Source organism: Actinomadura violacea, from assembly GCF_017573465.1.
Lineage (GTDB): Bacteria > Actinomycetota > Actinomycetes > Streptosporangiales > Streptosporangiaceae > Spirillospora > Spirillospora violacea.
The window spans coordinates 23,776-36,409 of record NZ_JAGEPF010000026.1 but is presented as its reverse complement, the minus strand read 5'-3'; the positions used below and the strand labels follow the sequence as shown (position 1 = coordinate 36,409).

The following is a 12,634-nucleotide window of genomic DNA, read 5'->3' as shown; positions in this document are numbered from 1 at the left end:
TCCGGGGAGGCCCCGCCGATGCCCCGCCCACCTGCCCATTCACCGCGCAGAACGCCCCGCCAGGACCGGTCGCGGCACACGGTGGAGCGCATCCTGGACGCCGCCACTCGCGTTCTGTCCGAGCGCGGGTACGACGGCGCGTCCACCAACCGCATCGCCCGCGCCGCCGGGATCAGCAACGGGTCGCTCTACCAGTACTTCCCGAACAAGGACGCCATCGTCATCACCGTCATCGACCGGTTCGCCGACCACCTCGCCGACCGGCTCGGCGCGCAGATCGAGTCGACCATGCACGAGTCGTGGCAGGAGGCGGGCCGGGCGCTGCTCGACGTGCAGATGCGGCTGTTCGAGGAGCAGGCCGACCTGCTGCGCGTCGTCGTCGAGCAGATCCCGCGGCTCGGCCCGTTCGACAAGCTCGCCGCGCTGCAGCGCCGGCTGACCGACCTCGTCCGGGTGTACCTGCTGGTCAACCGGGACGCGTTCCGCGACGACCTGGACGTGGACGCGGCGCTGTGGATCCTCGCCGAGACCGTCGGCACGCTGTCGATCCGGTACGTGCTGGACCGGCCGCCGATCCCCCGCGAGCGGATGATCGACGAGCTCGCCGAGCTGGTCATCCGCTATATCCGCGGGTAGCGCCCGCGGTACGGCTCATCGCGCCACAGCGGGCGGGTGAACGGCTCCGCCGCCACCAGGCCGGTCAGCAGCACCGGGCCGAGCGCCAGGCTGAACAGCACGTCGGTCGGCCAGTGCTCGTCGGCGAGGGTCAGCGCCGCGCCGGTCAGGAACCCGGTGACCAGCGCGAAGTCGCGCCGGCCCCGCGCCGTCAGCCACCGGTCGAGGACCGGGACCACGACGATCAGCAGCTCGATCCCGACCCAGACGAGCACGAACCCGTTCAGCGTGTGCCCGGACGGATAGGCGTCCCCGTGCTTCCACAGAATGTCGGTGTCACTGAACGGATACGTCCGCGGGATCACCGACTTCAGGCCCTCCTGCAGCAGCGAAAGCAGAAGGACCACGACGACGGGCACCAGCAGCGGACGCAGCGACCGCGCCCGGACGATCCCGAGGACCGCCAAGGGGACGAGGGCGTATTTTGCGAGGACGCCGCGTTGCCCGAGCTGGGTGAAGACATGGACGACCGACATCCACCCGCCCCGCACCCGGGTGTCGCAGAACCGGTGGACCGTCCAATCGAGATGCCGGAGCGGACCGTCCGCGAGCACGTCCGCGGTGACGACGGCCATGACGACGACTGCGAGGACGTACCAGCCCCACGACCGTCGGCCCATACAGACGGTCTTCCCAGCCCGCATCCCGCGACGCATGGGGAGCAGCGCCATATCGGGGCCGGTCCGGCATGGGGTCGCGACACATTTCCAAAGGGCCGGGGACGGGTTTGACTGCGTGCTGGGCGCCCCTCCTTCCCGATCCCCATCCCCGCTCCACCGATCCGGGAGAGCCCTTCATGCACCGACCATCCCCGCGCGTTCTGCGGCGCGTCACGAAATGGCTCGCGTCGTCCGCCGCCTTCGCATTCCTCGCCGCCGGGCCCGGCATGGCCGCCGCCGCGACGCCCGCGCACGCCGCACCCACGCAAGCCGCGCCCGCACGAGCAGCAACCGGCACCTATCAGCAGGTCACCGGCTTCGGGTCCAATCCCGGGAACCTGCAGATGTACGAGTACGTGCCCGCCGGGCTGCCGTCCGGCGCCCCGCTCGTCGTCGCCCTGCACGGCTGCACGCAGAGCGCCGACGACTACTACAACCATTCCGGCTGGCCGAAGTTCGCCGACCAGTGGAAGTTCGCGGTGGTGTTCCCGCAGACCACCACGTCCAACAACATCCAGAAGTGCTTCCAGTGGTTCGATCCCGCGAAGGACGCGCGCGGCGGCACGGAGGCGGCGTCGATCGTCCAGATGGTGTCCTACGCCGAGCAGAAGCACGGCTCCGACGCGCACCGGGTGTTCGTCACCGGCCTTTCGGCGGGCGGCGGAATGACCGCGGACCTGCTCGCCGCCTACCCGGACGTGTTCGCCGGCGGCGCGGTCGACTCGGGCCTTCCCGCGCAATGCGCGACGAGCCTCGTCGCCGCCAGCGGATGCCAGATGAACGACCAGAACCTCACGCCAGCCCAATGGGGCGACAAGGTCCGCGGCTCCTATCCGGGGTACACCGGGCCGTGGCCGCGCGTCGCCATCTGGCAGGGCACCGCCGATTACACGGTCTATCCGGTGAACGCCACGGAACTGCGCGACCAGTGGACGAACGTCTGGGGCATTTCACAGACGCCGTCGAGCACGCACAGCCTTTCTGGCGGCACGACCCAGAGCGTCTACAACGACGCGAACGGCAAACCCGCCGTCGAGGTCTACTCCATTTCGGGAATGGGCCACGGCCTCGCCGTCGACCCCGGATCGGGCGCCGACCAGTGCGGCAGCACAGGCGCGTACTTCCTCGGCGCCATCTGCTCCACGTCGTACACGGCGAAATTCTGGGGCCTCGACGGCTCGGACGGCACCAACCCCGGCGATCCCGGCGACCCGGGCGACCCCGGTGATCCGGGCGGCGGGACCCCGCAGTGCTTCACCGCCACCAACTATGCACAGGTCACGGCCGGGCGGGCGCACACCAGCGGCGGCTACACCTACGCGAACGGCTCGAACCAGAACATGGGCCTCTACAACGTGTTCGTCACGCACACGCTGAAGGAGACGTCCGCGAACTACTACGTCATCTCCAATTCCGGCTGCTGAACCGTCCGGGCCGGGCCGTCCTCCGCGGCGGCCCGGCCCGGCTCGTCCGGCTCGTTCGCGGACTCACGGCGTGATGACGAGCTTCCCGCGCGTGTGGCCGTTCCGGCTCTCGTCGAAGGCGGCGCCGACGTCGTCCAGCGAGAACGTCTTGGCGACGTCGACGCGGAGCGCGCCGCGGTCGGCCATGGCGCCGAGGTCGGCGAGCTTGGCGCCGTCCGGGCGGACCCAGATCCAGTGGCCGCCGTGCTGCTCGACGCTGTTGTCGGCGACGGACACGTGCCGCCCGCCGGGCGCGAGAACGGCGAGCGTCACGTCGAGTTGCCCGCCCACGAAGTCGGCGACCGCGGTGACGCCGTCCGGCGCGAGGTCTCGGACCCGCTCCACCAGCCCGTCCCCGTAGGACACCGGCTCGGCGCCGAGTTCGCGCAGGTAGGCGTGGTTGGCCTCGGACGCGGTGCCGATGACGCGGGCGCCGCGGTCGACGCCGATCTGCACCGCGAAGCTCCCCACTCCCCCGGACGCGGCGTGCACCAGCAGCACGTCGCCCGGGCCGACCTCCAACCGGTCGAGCGAGCGCTGCGCGGTCATCCCGGCGAGCGGCAGCCCGCCCGCGTGCTCCCAGTCCAGCGCGGCGGGCTTGCGCGCGCAGTGGACGGCCGGGACCGCGACGTACTGCGCGAACGTCCCGGCGTGCACGACGCTCTTGCGGGCGTAGGCCATGACCTCGTCGCCCGGCGCGAACTCCGGCGTGTCCGGCCCGGTCCCGCGGACGACCCCGGCGACGTCCCAGCCGGGGATCACCGGGAACACCGCGTCCATCATCGCGTCGAGCCCGCCGGTCATCACCTTCCAGTCGACCGGGTTGACGCCCGCCGCGCGCACCTCGACCAGCACCTCGCTCGGGCCGAGTTTCGGGTCGGGCGCCTCGCCGGCGGTGAGGCGGGAGTTGTCGGAGGCATAGGAGTCGTAGGTGACGGCACGCATGTTCTCCAGCCTGCCTCCCGTCCCGGCCGCTAAACCCGCTGCGCGGCGGCCTCACCGGACGGCGCCCCGGGGCGTGCCCGCAGCGCGGGCGCGAGGGCCGCCGTCACCGCGACCGACGCCGCCGCCATCACCGCCATCCCCGTCGCGGGCGAGGTGAGCTGGGCGACCGCACCGGCGAGGGCGGCGCCGACGCCCTGCATGCCGAGCATCCCGGACGAGTGCAGGCCGAGCGCGTGGCCGCTCAGATCGTCCGGGGTCAGCTCCAGCAGCCGCTCCTGGAGCAGCAGCGTCGCGCAGTACCCGACGCTCGCCACGGTGATCGCGGCCACCGCGACGGGCAGCGGCGGGCGCAGCGCGAACACCAGGTAGGGCGCGGCGAGCAGCAGCCGCATCGGCGCGTCCAGGCGCCTGCGCCACCCGGCCGGGACGAACCGTCCGGCCAGCGTGTCGCCCGCGAACATGCCGACCGCGCTCGCCGCCGCCAGCAGTCCCGCGAAGCGCGGTGCGTACGGGACGTACAGCGACTCGCAGCCGACGATCAGCCCGTTCGGCACCCACAGCGCGAGGTAGACGGCCCGGCGCCGCCGCGACGACCACAGCCGGACGTTGTCGCGCCAGGTCTCGCCGAGCGTCGCCCGCCCGGTGGCCCGCGGCCTGCGGTCGCTCAGCCCGAACCGTCCGGCGCCGGCCGCGGCGAGGTGCAGCGCCGCGCCGGCCAGCAGCGTCCCGCGCGGCGACAGCGCGGCGACCATGACGCCCCCGGCCGCGAACCCGAGGATCTGCATGAGCCCGACGGACATGTTCAGCACCGAGCGGCCGAGGACGTAGCCGTCCCGGTCGAGGATCTCGTTCAGCAGCCCGTACCGCACCCCGCCGCCGACCGCGCTCGCCGCGCCGAGCACCAGGACGATCGCGAACACCGCCCAGACCGGCATCCCCGGCACGGCCTGCACGGCGGTGCCGGCGGCGAACAGCAGCGACAGGCCCGCGAGCGCGGCGCGCGGCGGCAGCCGGTCCGCCGCCGACAGCAGCGCCAGCGCCCCGGCCAGCTGGGCGAGCGCCGGGCCGAACATCGCCAGCGACGACAGCAGCGGCGAGCCGGTCCGCGCGTAGACGAGCGTGCCGAGCGCGAGGCCGCTCACCGTCTGCGCCGCGACGTTGCCCGCCGTCGTCAGGAACAGCGGCGCGAACTCGGGCGTGCGGAACAGTTCGCCATAGGTGCGCATGTCCGGAGTCTCCGGGGCGCCGCCGCCGGCCGGTTACTCTTTCGCGGGGAGGCGAAACCAGTGGGAGATCAACGCGGACACCCTCGCGGGCGGCCGGTTCACCGTCTCGCCGCTGGCGGAGGCCACCGCGTGCCTGAAGGCGCTGCGCTGGGAGCAGGCCGCGAACCCGGGCGAGCGCGGCTGGCTGGACGCGCACCTGCCCGCGTTCCGCGCGCGGATGGCCAGCGACCCGGTCACGGCCCTGCTCGTCCGGTCCGCCTTCGTGCCGGGGTGGAACGCCGACTTCGTGACGCCCGCCCAGAGCGGCGAGCCCGGCGCGACGTTCGCCGGTGAGCTGGAACGGGTCCGGGCCGCGCCGCCGGACGCCGCCCGCGCGGACCTGGCCGTCGCGCTGAACGGGCCGGTCCCGGCCGCCCTCGACCGCGACGACCTGCCGGAGCGCGCCGCCGCCCTGATCGAGTGGGTGTGGACGGAGACGGTCCTGCCGGACTGGCCGCGGCGGCAGCGGATCATCGAAGCCGAGATCGTGGCGCGCGTCGCGCGGCTCGGCCAGGGCGGCTGGGCCGCCGCGCTCGCCGACATGCGCCCCGGCATGCGCTGGCTCGGGGAGAACCGGCTCCAGATCAACACCCGGGACCACCCGCCCCGCGACCTGTCGGGCAAGCCGCTGGTGTTCGTGCCGGTCACGGTCGGCCAGAGCTGGTCGTCCTGGGACCGGGAGGCGTCCCGCTACGCCATCGTCTACCCGTGTTCGGGGGCGCTCGCCGGCGCGGGCGCCGTGCCGGTGCCGGGCGCGCTGGGCGCATTGCTCGGGCCGGTGCGGGCGTCCGTGCTCGTCCTGCTGGACACGCCGAAGAGCACCACGCAGCTGGTCGCGCTGACCGGGCGGGGGCTCGGCTCGGTGGGCCGCCACCTGAAGATCCTGCTGGACGCGCGGCTCGTCGAGCGCCGTCGCGCCGGGCGCTCGGTGCTCTACTACCGCACGGCCGCCGCCGACGCCCTCGTCGCCGCCCAGCACGAGCCCGCCCGGCGCGAGCCCGCCCGCCCGGCCGGTGCGGCGGGCGGGCGGGACGGGGCTCCGGAATCGCGGCGCTGAAAGGCCGCGGGCCGGACGGCGGATCAGCAGCCGTTCGCGGTCAGCCTGATCTTCCAGGCGGGGTTCCAGTCCATCTCGTAGGTGATGCGGGCCGCCCGGAGGCAGTCGATCTGCCTGCCGCGGGCGTCGTAGACGCGAACGGCGGCGCCACCGGTCTGGGCATTGGTGAGACCGCCGCGGCCGCTCCAGTGGCTCAGCGAGTAACTGCCGTACCTGTAGAAGTCGAAGACGTAGTAGCCGCGGCCATAAGCGACGATGGCGCACGCATGCCCGGAACGGCACGGCGGGATGTTCGCGGGATTGCCGTAGTACTTGTGGGAGACGGTCGGCGACGTCGACGGCGCCGTCGCCGCGCTGGCCGGAGCGGCCGTGGCGACGACCGCGAGCGCGGCCACCGCGATGCCCCCGGCCGCCGCCGCCTTGCGCCGCCCGATCCTTGAGATTCCGTGGAAAGGCTTCACGAATTCCCCCTGTCCTCGCTCTGCCGAGGGTGCACACCCCGTGGTCGGCATCTTCGATCACCGTCGGTTATGGGCGGTGACGGAGATGACTCTAGGTTGCATGACTCGACCTGTAAAGACAGAGAAAGGCAATTTTTTAGGGCCCGCCACCACCTCCCCGGAATCGACGCGCTTTTTCCTTCGATAGAGCCGCCCGCAACGCGGCGAGCCGGACAGAAAGAACCGATTTAACCCATTTCCAGGTGATCAGCATTCGGCCCCGCCGGGCCGCCGGCGGGAGACCGCATCCGGCCAGGGAGTCAGGAGGCCGCGGCGCGGTCGAAGCGGCGGATCAGCTCGATGGCCGCGTCCATGATCTCCTGCGCCTCGGCCTCGTCCTCGCTGGTGGCGACCTCGCGCCCGGCCTCGCCGATCACGGTGGTGAGGACGGCGACGGTGAGGCGGTCGATGGCCTCGCCGCCGAGCGCGAGCAGCACCGCGTTCTGCCGGACCCAGTCGCGGCGGCGGGTGCGGCGCATCAGGTCGAAGCCGGGCGGGCCGTCGCCGTCCATGAACAGCCGGGCGAGGTCGCGGCGCTCCCAGGAGCCGGCGAGGAACGCGCGGGCGCCCGCGATGAACAGCTCGACCGGGTCGTCCACGCCGGCCTTCTTGGCCTCGGCGACGCTCGCGGTCGCGGCCTTCTCGTGCGCGCCCTCGTGCTCCTCCCACAGGGCGAGGAACAGCTCGGTCTTGCCGCCGAAGTGGTGGTAGAGGCTGCCGACGCTGGAGCCGGCGCGCTCGACGACCTCGGAGATCGCGGCGTCGGCGAACCCGTGCGCGCAGAACACCTCGCGCGCCGCCTCGAGCATGGTGCGGCGCGTCTGCGCGGTGCGGCTCCATTCCCATCCGCCCCTGCCGCTGGGCCTGCGGGCCATCGGTCCCCCGTCCGGTGCGGCGGCCGCCGTCCGGCCGTCGTTGAAGCAGATTCTAGAAAGCGGGCCGGACGTCTTGACGCCGGGACGGCCCCGTGCGCAGCCTAGAACCGATTCCTAGAAATAGATTCTAGGATTGATCGGAGGGCCGGTCCATGGACTTCTCGCTGAGCGCCGAGGAACGACAGATCCGCGACACCGTCCGCTCCTTCGTCGAGAAGGAGGTCATGCCGCTCGAACCCGAGGTGCTGCGCAACGAGCGCGCCGGGCGCCCCGGCCTCGACCCCGCCGCGCTGCGCGAGCTGCGGGACAAGGCCCGCAGGTCCGGGTTCTGGGGGATCAACACGCCCGAGGAGTACGGCGGCGCGGCGCTCGGCCCGCTGATGTCGGCGATCGTCGCGATGGAGACGGGCCGGACGTTCGTCCCGTTCAGCTTCGGAGGCACGGCCGACAACATCCTCTACGCCTGCGACGAGGCGCAGAAGCGCGCCTACCTCGTCCCGACGATCGAGGGCGAGCGGCGGTCCTGCTTCGCGATCACCGAGCCGGGCGCCGGGTCCGACGCGCGCAACATCCGCACCCGGGCCGTGCGCGACGGCGACGACTGGGTGATCAACGGCGAGAAGACGTTCATCACCGGCGGCAACGAGGCCGACTTCGTGATGGTGTTCGCCGTCACCGACCCCGAGCTCGGCGCCGACGGCGGCGTGACGTGCTTCCTCGTCGACCGGGACATGGGCTGGAAGTCCGAGCCGATCGCGACCATGGGCGAGTGGGGGCCGGCGTCGCTGGTGTTCGAGGACGTCCGGGTGCCCGCCGCCAACGTGCTCGGCGAGGTCGGCAAGGGCTTCGACCTGGCGATGCGGTGGATCGGGCAGGGCCGCTACATGATCCCGGCGCGGGCGATCGGCGCGGCGGAGCGGATGCTGCAGATGGCCGTCGACTACGCCAAGGTCCGCGTGTCGATGGGCCACCCCATCGCCGACTACCAGGCCATCCAGTGGATGATCGCGGACTCGCAGGTGGAGATCGAGGCGGCGAAGTGGCTGACGCTGTACGCGGCGTGGCGGGTGCAGCAGGGCCTGGACGCGCGGCACGCCTCGTCGATCGCGAAGCTGAACGGCGCGACGATGGCGAACAGCGTCGTGGACCGGGTGCTGCAGATCCACGGCGGCATGGGGTACACCAAGGAGCTGCCGATCGAGCGCTGGTACCGGGAGCTGCGGCTGCTGCGGATCTTCGAGGGCACCGACGAGATCCAGCGCCGGACGATCGCCCGCAACCTGCTCAAGGGCCACGTCCGCCTCGGCCTCGTCGGGGAGTGAGATGGGCTCTCGGGATCCGCGGGCCGGGGTCCGCGCGCTGTTCAACCCGGGGTCGATCGCGCTGGTCGGGGCGAGCGAGAAGTCCGGCTGGTCGCTGAGCACGTTCGGGAACCTGCGGGCGCACGGGTTCGCCGGGCCCGTGCACCTGGTCAACCCGCGCGGCGGGCTCGTCCACGGCCAAGCCGCCTATCCGAGCCTTGCGGAGCTGCCCGGGCCGGTCGACCTGGCGTACGTGATGGTGCCGACGCGCGCCGTCCTGCCGGTGCTGAAGGAGGGCGCCGCGGCCGGGGTCCGGAACTACGTCGTGCTGACCGCCGGGTTCGGCGAGGCGGGCGAGGACGGCGCGCGGCTGGAGGCCGAGGTCGTCGCGTTCGCGCGGGAGGCGGGGCTGACCGTCCTCGGCCCGAACGGCAACGGCTACATCAACGCCGCCGCGGGCATCACTCCCTACGGCCTGCCGATCCCGCCGCCGCTGCTGCGCGGCCCGGTCGGCGTGGTGCTGCAGAGCGGCGCGCTGGCGAGCTCGGTGCTGGCGTTCTCGCAGGCCCGCAACATCGGGCTCAGCCTGCTGACGTCGATGGGCAACGAGTCGCTGGTCACCGTCCCGGACGTCATCGACTACCTGGTGGACGACCCGGCGACGAAGGTCATCGCGCTGTTCCTGGAGTCGGTGCGGGACCCGGACGCGTTCGCGCGGGCGGCGCGGCGGGCGCTGGCGGCGGGCAAGCCGGTCGTCGCGCTGAAGATCGGGCGCAGCCGGCTGGCGTCGCGCACCGCGCGGGCGCACACCGGCGCGCTCGTCGGCGACGACGCCGTGGTGGACGCGGCGTTCCGGCGGCTCGGGGTGATCCGGGTCCGGTCGCTGGAGGACCTGATCGTCACCGCCGGGCTGCTGGCCTCCGCCGGGCCGCTGCCGGGCCCGCGGATCGGCGTGGTCACCCCGTCCGGCGGCGCGTCGGAGATCATCGCCGACCGGGCCGAGGACGAGGGCCTCGACCTGCCCGCGTTCGCGCCCTCGACGGTGGAGGCGCTCGCGGAGATCCTGCCGCCGTTCGCGACCGTGCAGAACCCGCTCGACGTCACCGGGTACGTGCTCATCGACCGGACGCTCCTCGGCCGCGCGCTGGACGTCGTCGCCGCCGATCCCGGCATCGACGCGGTGATGCTGCTGACCGACCTGCCCCGCTTCGTCCCGCCCGACCCGTCGGTGCCGATGGCGAACTTCGAGGCGCACGCCCGGCGGATCGCCGCGTCGCCGCGTCCGGTGGTGGTGGTCGGGAACACGCTGACCGACGTGTCGGAGTTCGGGCGCTCGGTGCAGGAGAGGACCGGGTTCCCGCACGTCGTGGGCGGGATCGAGCACGGGATGCACGCGATCGGCGCGGCCGTCCGCTGGTCGGCCGAACGGGAGCGCGCGCTCGCGCGGCGCCCTACGGCCGGCGAACGCGTCGCTGTGGACGGCGCGTCCGGCGTGTGGGCCGAGCACCGCGCCGCCGCGCTCCTCGCCGGCGCCGGGCTGCCCGTGGTGCCGTCCGAACTGGTCGGCGGCGAGGACGCGGCGGTCGCGGCGGCGGACCGGTTCGGTTACCCGGTCGTCCTCAAGGCCGCGGCGGACGGCCTCGCGCACAAGAGCGACATCGGCGGCGTCCGCCTCGGCCTGACCGGCCCGGACGCCGTCCGGGCCGCGTACCGCGAGGTCATGGCCGCGCTCGCCGGGCACGACGGCGCGGGCGCGCTCGTCCAGCCGCAGCGGTCGGGCGGCGTGGAACTGCTCGCCGGGATCGTCCGCGACCCGGCGTGGGGCCTCACGCTCGCGGTCGGGCTCGGCGGCGTGTGGGTCGAGGTGCTGCGCGACTCGGCGCTGCGGCTGCTGCCGGTGGACGCGCGGGACGTCCGCGAGGCGCTCGGCGAGCTGCGCGGCGCCGCCCTGCTCGACGGCGCGCGCGGCACCAAGCCCGCCGACCTCGACGCGGTCGCCGGCGTCGTCGCGCGCGTCGCCGCGCTCGCCGCGTCCCTCGGCGACCGCCTCGAGTCGCTGGAGATCAACCCGCTCCGCGTCGACGGCTCCGACGTCGAGATCCTCGACGCCCTCGTCACCTGGACCTGAGATCTGCGGCGTGCCGCCCCGATGACGGCCGGCCTGGGGGCGGCACGCCGCGGCTCAGCGATGCGAGGCCAGGACGAGGACGGCGGCGGACATGAACATGCCGCCGTTGCCGAGGACCACGCTGACCTCCGCGTCCGGGACCTGGGCGGCGGCCTCCTTGCGGAGCTGGCGGACCGCCTCCTGGATCGCGAACATCCCGTACATGCCGGTGTGGGTGTAGGACAGGCCGCCGCCGTTGGTGTTCAGCGGGAGGCGGCCGCCGGGCGAGGTGTGGCCTTCGGCGATGAACGCGCCCGCCTCGCCGCGCCCGACGAAGCCCATGTCCTCCAGGCCGTAGATCGGCAGGTGCGCGAACGCGTCGTAGATCATCAGGTGGTCGACGTCGCCGTGCCCGACGCCCGCCTCGGCGAACGCGGCGCGCGACGCCCTCCGGAACGCGGCCGAGCTGGTCAGGTCCGCCATCTGCGAGATGATCGGCGACTCCGCCGACTCCCCCGCGCCCAGCAGGTGGACGAGCGGGCGGCGGGTGCCGAGCGCGCGCGCCCTGTCCTCGGAGGTGACGATGAGCGCGCCGCCGCCGTCGGTGACCAGGCAGCACTCCAGCAGGTGGAACGGGTAGGCGACCATCCGGGACGCGAGGACGTCCTCGACGGTGATGAGGTCCCGGTACATCGCGCGCGGGTTGAGGTTCGCCCAGCGGCGCTGCGCGACGGGGACCTCGGCGAGCTGCTCGTGGGTGAGGCCGGTCTCCTTCATGTAGCGCAGCGCGGTGAGCGTGAACGCGCTCGTCGGGCCGAGCACCCCGTACGGCGCCTCGAACTGGCCGCTCAGCGAGTCGGGGGTGCGGGCGTAGCGGGGTGCGCCGACGCGCGAGCGGCCCGATTCGCCGTGCGTGATGAGGACGGTCCGGCACATCCCGGCACGGATCGCGGCGGCGGCGTGCCGGACGTGGAACAGGAACGACGAGCCGCCGACCTGCGTGCCGTCCAGCCAGGCGGGCTCGATGCCGAGCGAGTGCGCGATCTCGACCGGGCCGGGCGTGCCGACGGTGGCGACGCCGTCGATGTCGTCCTTGGTGAGCCCGGCGTCGGCGAGGGCGTTGCGCGCGGCCTCCAGGTGCAGCTGCCGGGTGGAGTGGCCGGGCAGCCGGCCGATCTCGTCGGTCTCGGCGGCGCCGGCGATGACGATGTTCACCGGGCCTCCGCAGGGGTGAACAGCGGCAGGTGGACGTCGCCGCGCGGCTCGAAGACGACGCGGAGCGGCAGGTCGAGCGGCAGGTGCTCGGGGTCGGCCGGGACGCCGACGAGGTTGCTCATCATCCGGACGCCTTCCTCCAGCTCCACGATGGCGATGACGTAGGGCGCCTCGTCCGCGAAGCCGGGCGCCGGACGATGGTTGATCACGTACGAGTGCAGGGTGGCGCGCCCAGAGGCCGTCACCCACTCGACGTCGCCGGAGCCGCAGTGCGGGCAGGCGGGGCGGGGATAGAAGAAGTGCCGGGCGCAGCCGCGGCAGCGCTGGACGCGCAGCTCACCGGCGGCGGCGCCGTCCCAGAACGGCCGGGTGTCGGGGGTCGGCCGGGGGACGGCCTTGGGCGTGGTCTCGGGCGCGGCCTTGGCCGCGGTCGCGGGCGTGGCGCCGGACGCGGCGGGCCTGGAGGCGGTGGACATCGCCCTCCTCGAAATAGTTCTAGATCGAGATTCTAGAACTTAGCTCTGGAAAATTTAAGGACCCGAACCTAGAGTTCGCCTCAAGAACCACCGGGC

12 protein-coding genes are annotated in these 12,634 nt (G+C 73.2%); 5 read left to right on the top strand and 7 right to left on the bottom strand.

Translation table 11 applies throughout. From position 1 onward, the window contains the following. Positions 1-18: 18 nt before the first annotated feature. On the top strand, positions 19-636 hold the full coding sequence (locus J4709_RS37085; RefSeq protein ID WP_208248149.1) for a TetR/AcrR family transcriptional regulator: 618 nt from the start codon (positions 19-21) through the stop codon (positions 634-636). Here J4709_RS37085 and J4709_RS37080 read toward each other — a convergent pair. Then, entirely contained in the window at positions 621-1,295 is a 675-nt protein-coding gene (locus J4709_RS37080) for a phosphatase PAP2 family protein (RefSeq protein ID WP_208248147.1), read from the bottom strand. The genes J4709_RS37085 and J4709_RS37080 overlap by 16 nt on opposite strands. A gap of 176 nt (positions 1,296-1,471) precedes the next feature. Here J4709_RS37080 and J4709_RS37075 point away from each other — a divergent pair, with 176 nt between their 5' ends. After that, positions 1,472-2,758, top strand: coding sequence for an extracellular catalytic domain type 1 short-chain-length polyhydroxyalkanoate depolymerase (locus tag J4709_RS37075; protein WP_208248145.1), 1,287 nt, complete (start codon positions 1,472-1,474; stop codon positions 2,756-2,758). A gap of 63 nt (positions 2,759-2,821) precedes the next feature. On the opposite strand, the gene J4709_RS37070 is transcribed toward J4709_RS37075, so the two are convergent. Both J4709_RS37070 and J4709_RS37065 read right to left on the bottom strand, forming a co-directional pair. After that, positions 2,822-3,742 (bottom strand): NADP-dependent oxidoreductase, encoded by a 921-nt coding sequence (locus tag J4709_RS37070; protein ID WP_208248143.1) that lies wholly within the window; start codon positions 3,740-3,742, stop codon positions 2,822-2,824. Between the two features lie 29 nt (positions 3,743-3,771). Continuing rightward, complete coding sequence (locus tag J4709_RS37065; protein WP_208248141.1) at positions 3,772-4,968, bottom strand: MFS transporter; 1,197 nt, start codon at positions 4,966-4,968, stop codon at positions 3,772-3,774. Between J4709_RS37065 and J4709_RS37060 the strand changes: the two genes are divergently transcribed. After that, a complete protein-coding gene (locus J4709_RS37060; RefSeq protein WP_208248139.1) occupies positions 4,967-6,064 on the top strand; it encodes an ArsR/SmtB family transcription factor in 1,098 nt (365 codons plus the stop codon). The genes J4709_RS37065 and J4709_RS37060 overlap by 2 nt on opposite strands. A gap of 23 nt (positions 6,065-6,087) precedes the next feature. On the opposite strand, the gene J4709_RS37055 is transcribed toward J4709_RS37060, so the two are convergent. Together J4709_RS37055 and J4709_RS37050 are read right to left on the bottom strand one after the other, a co-directional pair. Next, positions 6,088-6,525 carry a hypothetical protein gene (locus tag J4709_RS37055; RefSeq protein WP_208248138.1) on the bottom strand — a complete coding sequence of 146 codons (438 nt, stop codon included), beginning with the start codon at positions 6,523-6,525 and terminating at the stop codon, positions 6,088-6,090. Positions 6,526-6,824: 299 nt separating this feature from the next. After that, positions 6,825-7,439 carry a TetR/AcrR family transcriptional regulator gene (locus tag J4709_RS37050; RefSeq protein ID WP_208248136.1) on the bottom strand — a complete coding sequence of 205 codons (615 nt, stop codon included), beginning with the start codon at positions 7,437-7,439 and terminating at the stop codon, positions 6,825-6,827. A 152-nt stretch (positions 7,440-7,591) separates the two neighbouring features. On the opposite strand from J4709_RS37050, the gene J4709_RS37045 reads away from it, so the two are divergent. Both J4709_RS37045 and J4709_RS37040 read left to right on the top strand, forming a co-directional pair. Then, positions 7,592-8,761 (top strand): acyl-CoA dehydrogenase family protein, encoded by a 1,170-nt coding sequence (locus tag J4709_RS37045; RefSeq protein WP_208248133.1) that lies wholly within the window; start codon positions 7,592-7,594, stop codon positions 8,759-8,761. 1 nt (position 8,762) lies between these two features. Further along, positions 8,763-10,868, top strand: a complete 2,106-nt coding sequence (locus tag J4709_RS37040) for an acetate--CoA ligase family protein (protein WP_208248132.1) — start codon at positions 8,763-8,765, stop codon at positions 10,866-10,868. 54 nt (positions 10,869-10,922) lie between these two features. On the opposite strand, the gene J4709_RS37035 is transcribed toward J4709_RS37040, so the two are convergent. Then, complete coding sequence (locus J4709_RS37035; RefSeq protein ID WP_208248130.1) at positions 10,923-12,062, bottom strand: thiolase C-terminal domain-containing protein; 1,140 nt, start codon at positions 12,060-12,062, stop codon at positions 10,923-10,925. Beyond that, complete coding sequence (locus tag J4709_RS37030) at positions 12,059-12,538, bottom strand: Zn-ribbon domain-containing OB-fold protein (RefSeq protein WP_208248128.1); 480 nt, start codon at positions 12,536-12,538, stop codon at positions 12,059-12,061. Before J4709_RS37030 ends, J4709_RS37035 begins: the two co-directional genes overlap by 4 nt. Positions 12,539-12,634 lie beyond the last annotated feature (96 nt).